15 protein-coding genes and 1 pseudogene are annotated in these 16,461 nt (G+C 57.1%); 6 read left to right on the top strand and 10 right to left on the bottom strand.

Translation table 11 applies throughout. The features are described 5' to 3' along the window. From B145_RS0113980 to B145_RS0113955, 6 genes are read left to right on the top strand one after another with little or no spacing between them, the layout of a single operon-like run. On the top strand, positions 1 to 369 hold the full coding sequence (locus tag B145_RS0113980) for a TIGR03751 family conjugal transfer lipoprotein (protein ID WP_018608202.1): 369 nt from the start codon (positions 1 to 3) through the stop codon (positions 367 to 369). A 12-nt stretch (positions 370 to 381) separates the two neighbouring features. Beyond that, positions 382 to 3,309 carry a conjugative transfer ATPase gene (locus tag B145_RS0113975; RefSeq protein WP_018608200.1) on the top strand — a complete coding sequence of 976 codons (2,928 nt, stop codon included), beginning with the start codon at positions 382 to 384 and terminating at the stop codon, positions 3,307 to 3,309. Continuing rightward, a complete protein-coding gene (locus B145_RS0113970) occupies positions 3,306 to 3,974 on the top strand; it encodes a hypothetical protein (RefSeq protein ID WP_157288428.1) in 669 nt (222 codons plus the stop codon). Before B145_RS0113975 ends, B145_RS0113970 begins: the two co-directional genes overlap by 4 nt. Further along, the gene (locus tag B145_RS0113965) at positions 3,971 to 5,314 is read left to right on the top strand and encodes an integrating conjugative element protein (RefSeq protein WP_018608195.1); all 1,344 of its coding nucleotides are present in this window, start codon (positions 3,971 to 3,973) and stop codon (positions 5,312 to 5,314) included. Before B145_RS0113970 ends, B145_RS0113965 begins: the two co-directional genes overlap by 4 nt. 26 nt (positions 5,315 to 5,340) lie before the next feature. Continuing rightward, on the top strand, positions 5,341 to 5,655 hold the full coding sequence (locus B145_RS0113960; protein WP_157288427.1) for a hypothetical protein: 315 nt from the start codon (positions 5,341 to 5,343) through the stop codon (positions 5,653 to 5,655). A 21-nt stretch (positions 5,656 to 5,676) separates the two neighbouring features. Next, the gene (locus tag B145_RS0113955) at positions 5,677 to 7,248 is read left to right on the top strand and encodes a conjugal transfer protein TraG N-terminal domain-containing protein (RefSeq protein ID WP_018608191.1); all 1,572 of its coding nucleotides are present in this window, start codon (positions 5,677 to 5,679) and stop codon (positions 7,246 to 7,248) included. Positions 7,249 to 7,250: 2 nt separating this feature from the next. Here B145_RS0113955 and B145_RS0113950 read toward each other — a convergent pair whose 3' ends face one another. From B145_RS0113950 to B145_RS0113905, 10 genes and pseudogenes are all read right to left on the bottom strand, one after another. Next, on the bottom strand, positions 7,251 to 7,451 hold the full coding sequence (locus B145_RS0113950; protein WP_018608189.1) for a hypothetical protein: 201 nt from the start codon (positions 7,449 to 7,451) through the stop codon (positions 7,251 to 7,253). Positions 7,452 to 7,621: 170 nt separating this feature from the next. Then, entirely contained in the window at positions 7,622 to 8,032 is a 411-nt protein-coding gene (locus tag B145_RS0113945) for a type II toxin-antitoxin system VapC family toxin (protein WP_018608187.1), read from the bottom strand. Then, positions 8,032 to 8,268, bottom strand: coding sequence for a type II toxin-antitoxin system VapB family antitoxin (vapB, locus tag B145_RS0113940; protein WP_018608186.1), 237 nt, complete (start codon positions 8,266 to 8,268; stop codon positions 8,032 to 8,034). The genes B145_RS0113945 and vapB overlap by 1 nt, the downstream gene beginning before the upstream one ends. Before the next feature lie 407 nt (positions 8,269 to 8,675). Continuing rightward, positions 8,676 to 9,188: pseudogene (locus B145_RS25665) on the bottom strand (DsbA family protein); the annotation flags it as partial. Between the two features lie 99 nt (positions 9,189 to 9,287). Further along, on the bottom strand, positions 9,288 to 9,749 hold the full coding sequence (locus B145_RS0113930; protein ID WP_018608184.1) for an OsmC family protein: 462 nt from the start codon (positions 9,747 to 9,749) through the stop codon (positions 9,288 to 9,290). Positions 9,750 to 9,847: 98 nt separating this feature from the next. After that, positions 9,848 to 10,918: a flavodoxin family protein gene (locus B145_RS0113925; protein ID WP_157288426.1), complete on the bottom strand. Its 1,071-nt coding sequence runs from the start codon at positions 10,916 to 10,918 to the stop codon at positions 9,848 to 9,850. Between the two features lie 329 nt (positions 10,919 to 11,247). After that, positions 11,248 to 12,549, bottom strand: coding sequence for an NAD(P)/FAD-dependent oxidoreductase (locus tag B145_RS0113920; protein ID WP_018608182.1), 1,302 nt, complete (start codon positions 12,547 to 12,549; stop codon positions 11,248 to 11,250). Positions 12,550 to 12,562: 13 nt separating this feature from the next. Then, a complete protein-coding gene (locus tag B145_RS0113915) occupies positions 12,563 to 13,318 on the bottom strand; it encodes a class I SAM-dependent methyltransferase (RefSeq protein WP_018608181.1) in 756 nt (251 codons plus the stop codon). 40 nt (positions 13,319 to 13,358) lie between these two features. Then, positions 13,359 to 14,444 (bottom strand): type III polyketide synthase, encoded by a 1,086-nt coding sequence (locus tag B145_RS0113910; RefSeq protein ID WP_018608180.1) that lies wholly within the window; start codon positions 14,442 to 14,444, stop codon positions 13,359 to 13,361. A gap of 596 nt (positions 14,445 to 15,040) precedes the next feature. Next, positions 15,041 to 16,288, bottom strand: coding sequence for an AAA family ATPase (locus B145_RS0113905; protein WP_425425582.1), 1,248 nt, complete (start codon positions 16,286 to 16,288; stop codon positions 15,041 to 15,043). Positions 16,289 to 16,461 lie beyond the last annotated feature (173 nt).

The following is a 16,461-nucleotide window of genomic DNA, read 5'->3' as shown; positions in this document are numbered from 1 at the left end:
ATGCTATACGCATGCTCAGTGAGCGGCCCGCGCCGCCCGCCGCTGCCTGACACCGGCCCCACCATGCTCGACATCTATAACGGCGCAAGCCACCAGAGCGCCCAAGCGGGCTCAAGTGATGATGTGGTTCGAAGCCGGATGCCACTGCGTCCTGCTACGGAATACGACCCCGGCCCGGTACGCATGGCCGCCCAGGAACAGATCCAACGACGTTTTGTGCGCGCCCCCAACCCCGACATGATCATGTTTGTGTTCCCGCACCTGCAGGCCAAGCATCCGGTGCCCGGCTACACGACGCTGTTCCCGTTCTACGAATCCACCGAATACCTCTTACCCGGTGAAGTGGCCGACACCGGCTACGCACGCTAGGAGCATCAAAACATGGGCCTAATTGAAAAGCTACTCCAGCGTGTCCTCCCAGATCCTGACCCAGCAGAGCACGGCAAAGCAGATAACGGGGCGAGCGTGCAGATCCACTCTGTGGAACCCGGGCGTGACCCCAAGAAGCTCCCAGGCATTACCGAAGAGGAACGTCGCCGCATGGCCTCCCGCCCCCCTTCCTTCGTGGATATGCTGCCCTGGATTGAGTGCGATGAGGAAGGCATCTTCCTGCTGGACGACTTGGTCTCCTGCGGAATGATGTTTGAGTTGGCCCCCATTCCTACGGAAGCGGCCAGTGAAGACTATCTCCAGGCACGGATGCATGAGGTGCAATCGGCACTGGGGTCTCTACCCGAATACGACCAGGCCGAATGGATCATTCAATTCTTCTGCAATGATGATCTGGGCATCGACGATCTGGCCCATCAGTTTGCCGAGTACGTGCTAAGCGTCAATACGCCTGAGCGTGGCGAAGAAATTCTCCATTCAGCATTTACCCAGGCCTACCTTGCAGAACTCACCGAGCATCTCGAAGTGGTCTCCAAGGCTGCGGGCTGCTTTGAAGACAAAACCGTCTCGGGCAACATCTGGCGCGGTCAGCGTCGTCGTGTTCGGGTTGCGATCTATCGGCGTTTCCCCAAGGGCTATGACTTTGAAAAAGAACAGTTCTCGCCACGTGACCAGGTGAAACAGGCTGCGGCCTCGCTCCTGGCGGGTCTGAAACAGGCCGGGGTGACTGCTCAACCGATGGGTGAGCGCGCATTTTACGAGTGGCTCATGCCCTGGTTCAACCCCCGCCCCTTTGGGGATCTGGCCACCACCCCATCGGAAGTGCTCAGGCGTTGCCCCTACTCGGGCGAGACCGCCGCCGAGCGCCCCTTCGGCGTGGATCTGTCGGATCTGCTATTCCTGGCGCCTCCTCGGTCGGATAGCAAGAACGGGATGTGGTATTTCAATGAGCGCCCAATGCGTGCCATGGTCTTGCAAAACATGACACGCAACCCCGAAGCGGGGCATTTTACGGCTGAGCGCCAATATGCCAAACACTACTTTGCCCGCTTTGACCGCTTGCCGCCCGGCGCCATGCTCTCCTGCACGATCGTACTCCATCCGCAGGATCTCACCCGTGACCGGGTGACGGCAATCCGCGAAACCTCGCGCGCCAAAACCTCCGAAGCGCGCGCCACCGCAGCCGAAGCTGACAAGGTACTTCAGTGGGCTGCCAAGGGCGACAAGCTCTACCCCTTCTATATGTGTTTGTACTTGTCGGGGGAGGATGAGGCTGACTTGCGTAACAAAGCAGCAGAGGTGAATGCGTCGCTGCAGAGCTCGGGCTTGCGCCTCATTGATCCTCGCCATGAACTGCTTGGGTGCGATGTGTTCATGCGTGGGCTGCCGATGAATTTTGATCCCGTATTTGATTTGCGGGAGATGCGTCGCTCACGCCTGGCGTGGGCGTCCCAGATCGCCTCGATCCTGCCGGTGTATGGCCGCGCACGCGGCACGGGTCACCCGGGCATTTCGATGTGGAACCGGGGCGGTGAGCAACTCACGTTCGATCCCCTCAACAAGCATGACCGCAAAGCCAACGCGCATTTGCTAATGCTGGGGCCGACCGGGGCGGGGAAATCTGCAAGCCTCAACTACATCGCTCAGCAGGTCATGGCGATCTACCGGCCACGCCTGGTGATTGTGGATGCAGGGAAATCGTTTGGGCTGCTCGTTGAGTATTTCAAGTCCATGGGGCTCTCGACCTATGTGGTCGAACTTAATGCCGGCACGGACGTATCACTCCCCCCGTTTGCCAACGCGAACCTGCTCCTGGATCAGATCGACAGCGAAGCCGCCTTGATGGCCCAGCTCAAGGTGGGTGAGCATGACCTGGATGTTGCGCCTCTTTCAGCAGACGCCGCAAAACCTGCACCTGGTGAGGACACTGAAGAGGAAGCTGCAGAGGAAGAAACCGAAGAAGCTGATGTAGAAAAACGCGACCTGCTGGGCGAGATGATCATTGCAGCGCGCCTCATGATCACCGGTGGCGAGCCTGCAGAAGAAGCCAAGATGGGACGGGCCGACCGTTACCTGATTGCACAAGCCATCATCCAGGCTGCGCGTGAAGCCCGTGCTGCCGGCAAACCGCACCCACGTACCGAGGACGTGGGGCACACGCTGATGCAGATGCGCAACGCAAATGATCTGGGCATCTCTCGCCAGGCGCGTGCCGAGGAGATGGGGCAAGCCATGCTGGTGTTCTGCCAGGATCTGCGTGGCCAGGTCTTCAACCGCTATGGGACAGCCTGGCCGGACGCGGATGTGACACTCGTGGAAATGGGCACCTTCGCCAACGAAGGCTATGAAGACGCCCTGTCGGTGGCCTACATGTCGCTGCTCAATCACGTGCAGGCCACTGCCGAGCGCACGCACTACGAAGGGCGTCCGATCATCATGCTCACTGATGAAGGTCACATCATCACCCGCAATCCGCTCGTCTCCCCTGCGGTCGTGAAGGGCACCAAGATGTGGCGCAAACTCGGCGCCTGGTTCTGGCTCGCTACACAGAACATGAAGGACTTTCCGGATCAGGCCACCCGCATGCTCTCGATGTGTGAATGGTGGATTCTGCTCACGATGGAGCGTGATGAGATCGAGGACGTGGCGCGATTCAGAACCCTATCGGATGAAGAGCGCCGGATGATGGAGTCGGCCAGCAAAGAGCCGCCCAAATATACCGAAGGCGTCGTGCTGGCCAAGAACCTCAAAGCACTCTTCCGAAACGTCCCCCCTGCTCTATCGATTGCGCTGGCCATGACCGAACAGCATGAAAAGGCTGCACGGGCCGCGATCATGCGTGAGAAGGGATGTTCGGAACTCGATGCCGTGTTTGAAATCGCGCGGCAGCTCACGGCAAAACGAGGTTATTCAAAATGACACATAGAACAACGGGGATCGACAACATGGATCACAACACCTCCGACTCACGCCTGTCTGCAACTCATATTGTGCCGTACTCGGTGCAAGAACAGTGTGATCTCCTGATCACCACCCACTACGGCAAACGCGACCTGGTGCTGGCCTGCACGGCAGGGGATGTGAAAGTCCGTCAGGAAGTAGCCGCCTGGGCGCAACATCGCGTACGCATGACCATGGGCGTGAGCTTGTGTACGGGTTCTCCTGCCACACAGATTGATCTCTCCATGATGGGGGTCACCGGCTTGATAACCGTGGCCTCATGTTCGGAGTCCTCCCTGGTCAGTGTGGAGTGCGCCGACTTGATCGAGCAGTTGGTGTTTCATGCGGGGAGCGCGGGCACGGTGATTTTATGCGGGGTGGATGAAGCGCTGTGTCAGCCAACGGATCATGCCGTTCTTCGTCACGCCAGTCATCATCACAATATCCCCCACCTCTTGCAGCGCTTTGCCCATCGCTATCCACTGGTCATTGCCGAGGTGCGCGATGGCACGCTGGCCCTGGACCCTGCCCTGGAGAATCTGCGCTTGCAGGTCGAAACCCTTGTAGCGCCGGAACGTAGTCAACGCCTGAGCACCCAGGCTGTTTATGACGAATTGATGAACGCCCTGGGAGTCCGAGCATGAATGCAATCAAACTCTTGAGTGTCATGACCCTGGTGGGGCTGTCCAGTGTGCCGACTCTCGCCAGCGCAGCGTCCATGCCCGGATCCTCCTCCGGTTCCCGTCTTTACTATCACCTCGCTGGTGAAAACCCTGTGGGCCGTGCGCCGTATCGGGGCTCACAAAGTGTGCGCTTAGGCTTGCTGGGCCAGCCAACCTTGAACTATTCCTGCGGCAAGTTCGATGCATCCCTGACAGTCTCTGAACTCACCAATCAATATGGGCGCCTCGGGGAAACCGTCTCGAATGCGGTCAAGGCTGGGATCTCGAACCTGCCAATGTATATCCTGCAGCGCGCGCAGCCAGGTCTGTATGAACTCATCCAGACCTATATGCGCAAGGCTGAGGAGGCGATGCAATTGGCTTACAAGTCGTGTGAGCAGATGCAAAGCGAGACGCGGGACGGCAAGAATCCCTGGGACGCGTGGGTAACTGTGTCCATGGGGGAAAAGTGGCGCTGGCAATCCTCTTATGGAGATGGGAATGTGGCGACTGCCAAAGATGCCGTGGAATCCGATGGTGGCAAGTCCGGCTTTACCTGGGTGTATGGCACCAAGGCGGGTGGCCAGGGACAACCTGCTGCCAAGGTGGTGAGTGATACCACGGTTGCAGCTTATAACCTCACCCTGGGCCGTGCCACCACCGCGAGTACCAGTTCCACGACCTCTACAGCCACGCGCTTGACGGCAGCCTTCCCCACGGCGGCGGATGCCTCCCGGTTTGCGACCGAAGTGCTGGGGGACGTGGAGGTGGCCAGTTGCAATGATTCAGGCTGCCCCACCAAGGGCACCCAAATGGCATTGGGGCTGCAAAAACAGTACGAAGCGGAAATCGCCACGGCCCAGGCGCAGATGTCGACCGTACTCTCAAGTTCCATCCCCAGTGCCTCGGACCTCAACGCGGCTTCTGGACCCGGCGTAGTGATCACGCGAGACCTCGTGGAATCCCTGCGCACGCTGCCGAAGATCGAACAGTCCATGGCAGCTTCGCGCCTCATCAATGAGATTGCATTGGCTCGAACCGTGGATCGTGCACTGCTCCTGCGCCAGTTGCTGCTCTCAGGCCAAACCATTCCAGCCCTGGAAGCCTCCCGGGCGGTCAGTGGGCTCAGCGACAAGGTCGATCAACTGGAACGGCAAATCAAAAACCTGATGTTTGAAGTGGATACCCGCAAGCAACTGGTCTCGGGCACCGCGTCCATGGTGCTGGATGCCGCTTCTGGCACCCGTGCAGCGTCCACGGCGACCGCCGTCACGCCTTCTCAGGATAGCAATCGTCTGGTCAATGGGAGGGTGCCCAAGTGAGCCCAGACAAACCTCGGAAATCACGATTGGCGCGCTCAGTTCGGACTGGCGTATTGGGCCTCCTGACGGCCATCGGCTTGATCTGGATGGGTGTCCTGATCATGCGCCTGGCCGGGCCCTTGCATGCCATGCAGTTGGGGAAATTGAGGTGGGTGGGCCCGGTCGGTTTGTTGTGCTTGGCGGGCGCCCTGTTCTGGGTCTGGCACCACTGGGACGCCATCATTCGCGGGTTTCATTTCAAGGCCGAGCAGGAACGCATTTGGCTCGCGGCGCGACATCGCCTGGCGGGCTGGGCACTGGGGTATTGCGCCCTGGTCGCGGTATTTCTGGTATTGCGCTAAGAGGAAAATGGGGAGAATGCGATGGGCGTAGAAAGTTATCTTGAATTGTTTACGACCATGTATGGCTGGTCGTTTGCTGCAGTGATCAAGGACGTGCTGCTCAACACCGGCCTATGTTTTGTGCCGCTTCTTGTGATCATTGGGCGCACCTGGCTGGAAGCTCACCAGAGCCGGGCCATCGATGGGGCGGACGCGGCCTGGATGGTACGCAAGATGGAAGTCGAGCTGGGATGCGCAATGGTCGTCATGACCCTGTGTTTTGCGACATCGCCTGTTACGTCCTTGAGCCAGATGAGGCTCACCTACACGGAGGACGCGACAACGATCAATCCCAACCCGACCACGGTGAACGGCACAAACTCGGGTAGCACTTACGGCACCAATGGCTTCACCAGCACGCCTGCGACGGTTCAGGTGCCTGTGTTCTGGTATGCCGTCATGGGGTTGTCATCCGGTATCAATGAGGCGGTCAAGGCAGGCATTGGGTCTAACCGTGAAGGCTACCGGGAAATGGCCGCCCAGCTCCAGGCGGTGAGTGTGTCAGATCCGCAGTTGCGTGCGGAGATCCAGCGCTTCCAGAATGAGTGTTTCATTCCGGCGCGCTCGCGTTACTTGGTCGCGCAACCACCCAGCAGTGCTGTTGTGTCAGCCATCAAGACCTATGGTGCGGGAGATACAGAATGGATGGGCTCTCACGCTTTCCGTACTGATTCTACGCTCTACCCTGCCCTCTATGCCCAAGCCCCTGTTTCGGGCTGGCCGCTCGACCCGGTACAGGACGCAGATGTGGCCGACAACGATATCAAGCCCGATGCAGGACGACCCAACTGCGGGCAATGGTGGTCGGATAGTAGCCTGGGGCTACGCTCCAAGATGGTCTCGTCACTGGATACCACCTCAACTTTGGTTCACAAATTCAACATGATCACCTCTGGTGTTCCTGATGAACAACGTCAGGACGCCTTAGCGATTCTTGCGGTGCGAAATACCCGCCCGGATGGGAACTCCATAGTCAGCAATGTCGGAGATGACCGGGGTGACAAGGGATTCTTTGTGATGTCCTCGGCGCGAGTCGCCCAGATTCTCCCTGAGTCACTGGGGCTTGTTGGCAGTGTGATGGAAGGTGTTGTGGCTTCCAGCGCAAGAGTCCCAATCATTGATTCCATCTCCATGGCCCAGCCCTTGATCCTGATGGCACTTTATATGTTCATGCCCATCGCGTTGGTCGTGGGGTGTTTCAGTTTGCGTGTGATGATCGCAGGGGGCTTGGCCATCTTCACGGTCAAGATGTGGCCCATGATGTGGTTTGTAGCGCGTTGGCTGGATGACAATCTGATTGGATCCATGTTTCCCGGCGCAAGTAACGTCGTGGATCACTTCTTCAATGCTCCCCTGGACGCCACAGGGTTTCAGAAGCAAGCGATTCTGAACGTGATTCTGATCGGGATGTATCTCGGCTTTCCCATTATCTGGTCAGGCATGATGGCCTGGGCAGGACATCGAGTGCTTAATGGGATTGGGGAGATGCAAAAAAGCGCAGCCGATAAGGGCAACGTTGCAGGTAGGAAAGGAGTGGGTGCAACTGGTCTCTAGACCTAGAGAACTTTTCCATCAAGGGGGTTAACACTCAACCCCTTTGCCTCTGCTTCTGCCCTACCGTCTGAGGATCGCCCAAGCAATCGTAACAAAACGACAAGGCAAACAAATGCGGCTTTCCCAAGACAAACCGCCATGAGAAAAGCGAATTTGATGAAAATGATGCCCAACTTGAGCGCGAAGGTGAGGAAGTTTTTCATGATGAGTCGTCCCGGTTCGTTTTAAGTTTTGTTGGTGGCCCGAAACCCATCATGTTGCTGGGTGCCACGCATCGAAATACGTGAAGGTCTGGTGCCCTACCCCGGCGCCTGGCCATTCTCAATGGAACGACCGACCATGGCGCGAACATAGAACAAATGACAGGAGCTTGTCAACGTCGGGCAGGCTCCAGCCAGTTCTCGGTGAACACACCGGGATACTTCGCAAAATCCTTCATGTTGTTGGTCACCAGAACAACATCTAGTGATGCTGCATGAGCAGCGATCAGCTTGTCGAGGTGGTCCTTCTTGCTTTCGCGTGTAGCAAGTCTGATGGGACCATAGGCTTGCCCAGCACGTTGATCAAAAGGCATCACGGGAATGTCTTCAATCAGACTGGCCAGATTTTCCTGTTCCCTTTCCGGATTGGCGCATACCGCAACGCCGTACTCCAACTCGGCATAGGTGATGGAGGACATCACAACATCACCGACCAAGCATGTTGCAAACCGCTGGGCAACCTCCTCAGGCTGGTTTTTCATGAGGTAGATACACATGTTGGTGTCGAGCATGTACCGAGGCATTACAGCGCATCCCTTTCTGCCTGTTCTTGCTCTCCACGACCACCTGCCATGAAGTCGGATGAGAACTTGGCAAATTTGCCAAGTACCCCGGAAAGGGAGCGTCGAGCTGGGCGAATGCGGATCTCATCCCCTACCCGCTCAATGACCAATTCCATGTCTGTGCGGTCGTAGGCTAAATCCGCCGGAATGCGCACGGCCTGCGAGTTGCCATTTTTGAAGATACGTGTGGTGTGCATGGGTAGAATTTAGCGGATGTACATTGGATGTACTTTAGTCAGGTTTTGACCAAAAGTAAATACATGGATGTACATCTCTCCTTGTTTTGTTCTCCTGAGTTCAGGTAGGCAAAAGTGGCTTTTCACACTACCCATGAGGGATGTGGGGAAAACCACGAGGGGCGGCGACCTCAGCTTTCTTACACACTACCAACTCATATGCCAACGACAGATCTTCGGCCTGAGCGGCCATTGGACACACTGGAGGTTTCGGTCTGCATTGTGATTCTTACCAGCCGCTTAGTTGTATGCTGCGATCGCCCCGTTACTAGGACTCTGGTGACAGCGGAATTTACCAGCGTCATAGGGTGGAAAGTGGTTGCGAAAAGGAGGCTACCTAAGCTTCTTCTCGAATGCCGCTGAAGCAGTTATCGTTCAACGGCTTTGCTCAGTGGCTGCTTGGACAGAGCCGCTTGCACAGCCTCTTCAAGCTGCCCGACGCCGCCTGAAACGTCCACCCGGTTGCCATTGAGAAAGTAGCATGGTGTTTTTTTCAGGCCGCTCTGCTCTCCAGCGCGCCGGTGCTCCTGCACGCGTTGTGTGTACATCCGATCAGCCATTTCAGCCTTGAAGCGGATCATGTCGAGATCAATCGATTCGGCATACCGAGTCAGCGCCAACAAGGCCAGGCCATGGCTCTGCTTGAATAGCAGGTGATGCATTGGCCAGAATTTCCCTTGCGCTGCGGCCGCTTCAGCGGCCTCGGCCGCGAGCTGAGCGTTGGGATGCAGTTCTACCCAAAGATAATGGCGGAAGATGAAGCGCATGCGCGATCCGCCAGCTTCGATCAAACGTAGTGTCGGTGGCTCGGCACGGATGCAGGCAGGGCATTCGTAGTCGCCATATTCCAACAGGCTCAGTGGAGCGTGTGTATCCCCAAGGCTGTGCTCGCCCCCCCGTCAGTGCCCTCTCTGGTTGCTCCATTACAACAGGAGTGTTATCAGGCAGAGCCTGCGCAGACGTGTTTATCATACCGGCGTTCATGCGTCACCGCCTGCACAGCCCTCGCTAATCAAGCTTGCTTGCAGTGTGATTTCAGCCACGCTCGCCAGCGCTTTGGAAAGTGGGCAGTCGCGTTTGGCTGCCTGGGCGATTTCCTGAAAACGGGCTTGGTCGATGCTGGGTATGGAGGCGGTCAGCTGCAACACGATCCTGTCGATAACGAAAGCATCGCCCTGTGCAGATAGACGTACACTGGCCTTGGTTTCGAGCAGGGTAGTGGCAAAGCCAGCCTTGTCACAGGCAAATGAAAACGCCATCGTGAAACAGGCCGCATGCGCCGCTCCCAAGATTTCCTCGGGGTTGCTGCCGCTCCGATCATCCTCGAAGCGACTGGCGAATCCATAGGGGTAGTTAGTGAGTGCGCCACTCTCGGTGCTGATCTGTCCCAGGCCTTCTTTGGCGGAACCTTCCCAATGTACGCTCGCTGTTTTCTCTGTCATGTTGAGGCCTCTCAAATATACCCGGGATCGGGGTGGGGACATATGCCGACGCGCTCATGAACTGACCACAAATCGGCACGACTAATTGTCATGCGGTCTCACTTGGGCCGCGGTGGCCGGGTGTTCCTGTCCGGCGGGTTCAGCCGTCCGGCACGCAGTTCCTTGACCGCACAGACCACCGAGCGGGCAACGTTACGGACTTCCTCCTGTATCGCCGAATCCTTGTCCAAAGCTTCATGACTATCGCAATAAGGGCCGAAATAGCCGATGTAGCGGGCAAGCTTTGAGGCAGTGCCTGCGTCGATCAAGCCCATCCACGCCAGCCAGTCGCACAGATTGCGTCGATGCGATTCAACGCCTGCCACATCGCCATGCACCACGACGCCGAACACGCGCCCCGCTAGGTGCTTGGGGTAGTCCCAGCCTTTCTCTTCTATCAGTTTGGCCTCGGCCAGATGCTTGCCGTGGGTTGTTGTCGGGTCGGGGTTACCGCCGTCGGCACACACCATGCGATCCATCATCAGTTTCAGCGGGCTCGGTGACTGGTACCAATATGTAGGAGCCAGAATGATCACGGCATGGGCAGAGACCCAGCGCTCATAGATCTCGGCCATCCAGTCGTTGGCCTGATCAAGCGCATGGTTGGGGTAACAGCTGCAGGGCCAATGGCACAGCGGCATGGCACTGGACGCACACGCTTTGCATGGCTGGATGCTGCGCCCGTATTCCGAAGTAACCAGACTCAGGTCGAGCACATCGGCTTCGATATCCGCATCTTCAATGATCTGTTGCGCAATGGCGGTCAGACGCCAGGTTTTCGATATCTCACCAGCGCAGCTGCCATCATTGCGTGCGCTGCCACATACCAACAGTACGCGCGACGGCGCATTGTTCTCGTGCCAGCGCTGTTGGGCCAGATGCAGGCGCTGGCGGGTGGCCAGCCATTGCGCCGAGATCTGATAGCTTGGGTCTGCAAAGCCAATGCCGGCCAAGCGCGTGAGTGGCGCCTTGCGTCCCGCTTGCAGCGCCTGCCATGCAATTTCTTCAAGCCGCGCGATCGCCGCCGATTCGTCCGTATAGGCAGGATCGTAGAAGCGGACCATGTAGCGTTCGCGGAACTGCTCGCGTGTTAAAGGTGTTGGAGCCTGCCCCTTGCGTATCTCTGTCATGTTCATCCCCGATTATGGATACGTTCTCAACGTGGGTGCTCAAGTTTGCTGCGGCCATCAGACGCGAACGCACACCGCCAAGCGCTATGCACTGCATGGGGATGGGGCAAGACCTTACTTAAGCGTAAACGCTCATGAAAATGCATTATAGATATGCTGATGTGGAAGCCGCATCCTGTCTGTTTGATAACGCACAGACCTGATCGCACAATGGCTTGAGATAGTCAGATCAGTTTGTGCGCTGAGTCAGGATAGTCGGTGTGGAGCGGAAATGCGGGTGTTGGCGCCACCATCTCCCTACTTGAAAAATGCCATCAGCACAGATGTAATTATTTCTTTATGGCACTCATCGGCAACTGGCTTATCAATTTGTTCATTTCGCTCATGTCCACTGCGCATCGTGTTTTGCCACCCAACTTCGCCCCCAGCGTTAGTACGCCTGGCCAGACTCGCATCAAGGCCATCGTCGGTGCGGCCGTAGCGGGGCCCATGAGCAAATGGGCAAAGCACGCAGCAAGTCGCAAACGGGGCGTGAATTCACGGCGCCACTCTGCCTCATAACGATGCACAATCCCGCGTTGCCATGCGATCTCGTCGGCGTGTCTCAGCGCGGGGGTCAGCAAGTGAGTGCAGAGAAGCCAGGCCGACTGTATTGCCATGCTCATGCCTTCACCAATCACGGGGTGTGCTTCGCCAGCCGCGTTCCCCACCCGGAACAGACCATCGTTGGTGCCGAGCCGAATACCTGGGCTCAGCGCCCCGGTTGCGAGCCATGGCCCCTCTCGCGAGGCCGTATGCAGCGCGACACATACCCCTTTGCAGGCACGCTTAAGCAAGGCTTCAACCACATCGCCAGCACTCAAGCTCGGCGCTGAAGCGCGATAAGCTTTGAGCCGGTCACGGCGAATGCAGCAAGCAATGGTGGTCATTGCGTCGGCTGCGACGACCATGCCGCCATATCCGCCATCGAATGACAGTATGGGCAGCAGACCTTCTTCCAGCGTGGCATGGCGGAAATTGGCTTTGAATGCGAGCAAGTCACTGCCACGATGTACGGCGTGATGATTCTCGCGGCGTCGAGCAAAGGGCAGCTCCTCCCACGATCCATGCGCGTCAATCACGATAGGTGCCAGGAGGCTCCGGACGACACCTGAATCCTGCGCGCGAATTTCGCAATGCCAGTTTCCTACGTTCCCCGTGATGTTCAGAAGGGACCAGGGCTGCAGGACGTGTACCCCTACGAGTCTAGCGCGATCGAGCAACAGCGAATCGAGTACTTCGCGCCCGAGTGCTTTGCCCCACGCATACTGGTCGTTAGAAGCACTTGGTAGGTTGGCAACCACTTGCCGGTTGCCACGCATTAAGGCCACCTTGCGCAATTCGGGTCCAGCTGCATCGTCGAATTCGAGGCCGATACCAAGTGCATCAAGCAGAGGCAAGTTACTTGCTGCGATGCACTCTCCGCAAACCTTGCGTCGGGGAAAAGACTGTTTCTCGACGAGCGCGACCAACCAACCCGCGCGCGAAAGCAAGATTGCCGCCGACGAACCTGCCGGACCCGCGCCAATAACAATGGCATCATAGCTATTTGGATCTTCGTAGCCGCGGGCAGTGTCAGGCTTGATGTTCATTTGAGCATAGCCACTATTCTGGGCCACATTCTAACTTGATGCGTTGCGCGCGAAAGCAATGGCTGAACAGTCCCGAGGGGTATTCGCCGAGCTTCCAATCCCGACCGCGAATCGGCCATAGCTTTGTAAGCTCTTTGTCCCTGAAGCCAGCGCGCACGCTCAGCACCGCATCCCCACGCGTTACTGCATTGACACCGATCACGCCAATGAGCCGGCTACCTGCCAGTGCGAGCCAGGCACGGCGAGGCTCGCAAGCGAAAAAGTATTTGCTGCTTGCTGCAGCGGCAGACAGGACCACAGCCAACTCGGTGCCCTCGAAATGGTGAAGGAAGAGATTTGTTACGATCAGATCCCAGCTTGTAGTCGCGTTGTCGGTAGGCGCGCCATTGCCACGTGCAGCCCAATCGAGAACATCGACAATTTCCGTGATAGCGGTCCAGCCAAGCTCGGCGTAACGCGCGAAGGTTGGGGCGTCGACTAAGTTTTGTCGATCAAGCAAAGTGAGTTCGACGTTTGACCAGGTAGGGCCGAGTGCGCGTGCCACCCCTAGCATCAGACTGCCATCACCCGCGCCGAGTTCAAGTATGCGCAGAGGTCTCGACGATTCTTGCCGTGAGGCATTGATTTCCCTCAATGCTCGCACGATAGTCGAGCGAGTTCCCATCACGCGATGCAGACGCTGCAGATCGCACCGCGAGCGCATTGCTGCCGGGTCGTCTTCAGCAAGCCCATCCAGCGCTTCGGGCGTAACAATCCTTGCAGCGATCATATTCTTGTTATACGTTCAACAACATGAGCAAGGGAGCGCATCAATCGACACGGAGCAATGCGCCGTGGCAGCTGAATCCCGCGCCGAAGGATGACAGCCACCACCAACCTCCCGGCGCATTGTCGGCCAGCGCGGCTTCCATTACGAAGTAAACGAAGGCGCTCGACATGTTGCCATATTCTCGAAGCATTGCCGCGCTGTAGCGAAAGTCTTGGCTCTGTAGTTCGAAGCGTCTTTCGAGCGCCAATAATACGTCGCGCCCGCCCGCATGAAGAATCCAGGTCTTCACGTCGCTGGGGGTTAGCACTGCGCGCTCAAGTACTGTGCCGAGAACTCTCTTAGCATACTCCGCCGCCAGCTCCGGAACGGCTTGCGTCAGAATGTTTCTTAACATCCCATCGCGCTGCTCGAACATGAGTGCGTCGCGTCGGGAGGGATCCATTAGCGATTCGCTGTCCATCCAGCAGACACTTCGTCGCGATGGATCTGCGTGCCGCGACAGTATTGCAGCACCAGCGCCGTCACCAAACAGGCAAGCACTGATTAACACGCCCGCATCGTTGTCCAGGTACATGGCAGCGCTACTCAATTCAACGCAAATTGATAACACGTGCTCACACGCGCCGGACGCCAGCATCGCAGCGCCTAACTGGAAATTTGGTAAAGCGGCGGCGCAACCCTGCCCGACGAGATCGAATGCCCGCACGTCAGGACGCAAGCCGAGGAGTTCAACGACGTAACCAGAGAGACCAGGGCACAAGTATCCTGTACACGTACTTATGATTACGGCATCTATATCGATCGCTTCAAGCCTAGCATCTTTGAGCGCACGCTCACCCGCCGCGGATGCCAACGCAGGTGCCTTGCTGGCGAAGCGGTTCGAAAGCGTATTTGGGTCAATGTTGAACGCTTCCTCAAGCGAATCCACGGCAAGACGGCGTGCGTCGATTCCATTCTCATTCTGCAGAACTGTGCGTATGATAAAGCGTGAGCGCGAATTCAACCGATTAGACCACGCGGACGCCTCGAATACTTTGAGACATTCCGCCTTCGTGTAGCGCTTAGGGGGATTCGCGGTGCCAAGGCCGCGAAAGTACATTGCTGATTTGTCAGAAGCGATGCTCATCCTGCCATTTCCAGTCTGCGCTAAGCGCATGAATCGGATCTGCCGATTTCAATCTCTGGTAACTCTTGAACACCACTATGAATTTCTCGCATCCTCGGAATTCCTTGGCGCTTGGCACGCAGGAGGCCGATGGTTACCCTCAACTGGTTTTAAACGTGCAATGTGTGATTATGTTCATAGGACACTGCAACAAATCGCAGTCTGAGTATGGTCTGTAGATGGATGGTCTTTCAACAAAAAAGCTGCGTCGGTGCGCTAACGAACATATCAGGTCATGCGTGATGTTGCCACGGAACTCAAGAAACTGCGCCTGTAAGTCTGTATTCCGGTTAGATCGACGGGGCACAGTGACAGCGAAACGCGCCTAGGTTTGGGGTTGTTCTTATCCATATTAACGGGTTTGACTCCGAACAGAGTCTAGACCCGTACCGCGCAGCGGAACGAGTCAGAGGACAAGAGGATCTGCTTGGAATTAATCCCCAGGCTAAATGGGAACGTAGTCCGAACGTGTTTCCTCTGAGCAAAGTCACAAAGGTCAATTTCGGTGGCGACTAAGAAGGCGCACTTCACATAGTTGGTGGCGATGCAGTGGGCTATCAACTCGTCTCGAAGCGGCGGATCTCCAACAGCACCTCATTCAGGCTCATCTCACCAGCTTCCAGCAGCTTGCCAACCAGATGCTCGGTCAGCGGCTTGAGCCGGGCGAGCACAGCCTTGGTTTCGTTGTAAAGGCGCTCGCTCTGAGCCTCCATGATGCTACGTGTCTCTTCGTCCATTTCATAGACACCGTCTTGGCGTCTTTTGGTAAGTGACCCGTAGTTCAGGCGGGTTTTACGGTACATGCCCATCTCGCCGACAGCGTGGTGCAGTAACTGCGTCACGCGTGTGATGTCATTGTGCGCCCCATTGGTCGTACCTTCCTCGCCAAAAAATAGTTCTTCGTTCGCCATTCCTCCGAGCAACACACGCACATCGTGTTCGATGTCGCTCTTGGTCTTAAGCAAGTTGGTCCCCTGTTTGTGGAATACAAAGCCCAACGCGTTGGTGCGCGGGTTGGCTTTGAGCGAAATCTTGATCGTTTTCATATCGGCAAGGATTTGCTCCCAGTTGCTATTGGGCTGTGTGCGTTCGTGCTCGAAGTCAACGAGAAAGTGACCCCATTCGTGCACGGCGATGATGCGGCGGTCACGCTCGCGTTCCTCGGTAGCCTGGATGTTGACGTTGCCCACCAGCACCCGTTCAGCAGCCTGCATCAAGGTATCGGCGCCAATCAGCTCGCCCACCTGTACGGCTGTGATGCCGGCCTGGTTGACGATGGTTTCCAGGTCGGCAGGGCTGCAGCCCTCGGTCACGTCCACCATGTGACGTAGGTCGAGGTTAGGCAACACCTTGCCGGCACGTTGGCCCAGGTAATGAGCGATGATCGCTAACCGCTCTTCGCGGTTGGGCATGCGAAAGTCAACCTTCATTTGGAAGCGGCGCAGCATGGCTTCGTCCATCGGCATGCTTTCGCTGTTGAAGTTGCTGGCTACTATCCAGATGATCTCAGCTTCGTTTCGGTTGCGCACGCCGTCGAGCACCGACAACAGCGTATTCGCCGTGTCATCGTCAAACTTGCGGCGGCCACCGCGCTTCATGAAAAGGTCCTGAGCCTCGTCGAGGAAGACGATACAGCGCCTTCTCCGCTTGGCCATTGTCATGATGCGGCTCAACGTATTCGAACCGCCGGCAACAAAGCCTGTTTCCAGGTTGGCGGCGGAATGGAACAGGATGGGAAGCCCCAGCTCCTTGGCCAAGTAACTGGCCAGCTTAGTCTTGCCGGTCCCCGCCGGACCACTGAACATCACATTGAAGGGCTTGCTNATGCCGTATTCGGCATACTCCGCGCGGCGCTGATATTGGTCCTTGATCTGTGCCACCTCGGCCTTGATGTCGTCCATGCCGACCAGATCGTCAATGGAACCGTGCACTTGCGCTGGCTCAATGAACTTGAGCGCCTTGAACTGCCCCCTCAGCT

This window comes from Uliginosibacterium gangwonense DSM 18521, from assembly GCF_000373965.1.
GTDB classification, from domain to species: Bacteria; Pseudomonadota; Gammaproteobacteria; order Burkholderiales; family Rhodocyclaceae; genus Uliginosibacterium; species Uliginosibacterium gangwonense.
The sequence above is the reverse complement of the archived record's forward strand: the minus strand, read 5'-3'. Positions and strand labels throughout refer to the sequence as shown.

Excerpts from the sequence above, each read along its gene's own strand:
- B145_RS0113980 (WP_018608202.1), top strand. The coding sequence starts at position 1 with ATGCTATACGCATGCTCAGTGAGCGGCCCGCGCCGCCCGCCGCTGCCT.
- B145_RS0113975 (WP_018608200.1), top strand. The coding sequence starts at position 382 with ATGGGCCTAATTGAAAAGCTACTCCAGCGTGTCCTCCCAGATCCTGAC.
- B145_RS0113970 (WP_157288428.1), top strand. The coding sequence starts at position 3,306 with ATGACACATAGAACAACGGGGATCGACAACATGGATCACAACACCTCC.
- B145_RS0113965 (WP_018608195.1), top strand. The coding sequence starts at position 3,971 with ATGAATGCAATCAAACTCTTGAGTGTCATGACCCTGGTGGGGCTGTCC.
- B145_RS0113955 (WP_018608191.1), top strand. The coding sequence starts at position 5,677 with ATGGGCGTAGAAAGTTATCTTGAATTGTTTACGACCATGTATGGCTGG.
- B145_RS0113950 (WP_018608189.1), bottom strand. The coding sequence starts at position 7,451 with ATGAAAAACTTCCTCACCTTCGCGCTCAAGTTGGGCATCATTTTCATC.
- B145_RS0113945 (WP_018608187.1), bottom strand. The coding sequence starts at position 8,032 with ATGCCTCGGTACATGCTCGACACCAACATGTGTATCTACCTCATGAAA.
- vapB (WP_018608186.1), bottom strand. The coding sequence starts at position 8,268 with ATGCACACCACACGTATCTTCAAAAATGGCAACTCGCAGGCCGTGCGC.
- B145_RS0113930 (WP_018608184.1), bottom strand. The coding sequence starts at position 9,749 with ATGACAGAGAAAACAGCGAGCGTACATTGGGAAGGTTCCGCCAAAGAA.
- B145_RS0113925 (WP_157288426.1), bottom strand. The coding sequence starts at position 10,918 with ATGACAGAGATACGCAAGGGGCAGGCTCCAACACCTTTAACACGCGAG.
- B145_RS0113920 (WP_018608182.1), bottom strand. The coding sequence starts at position 12,549 with ATGAACATCAAGCCTGACACTGCCCGCGGCTACGAAGATCCAAATAGC.
- B145_RS0113915 (WP_018608181.1), bottom strand. The coding sequence starts at position 13,318 with ATGATCGCTGCAAGGATTGTTACGCCCGAAGCGCTGGATGGGCTTGCT.
- B145_RS0113910 (WP_018608180.1), bottom strand. The coding sequence starts at position 14,444 with ATGAGCATCGCTTCTGACAAATCAGCAATGTACTTTCGCGGCCTTGGC.
- B145_RS0113905 (WP_425425582.1), bottom strand. The coding sequence starts at position 16,288 with ATGTTCAGTGGTCCGGCGGGGACCGGCAAGACTAAGCTGGCCAGTTAC.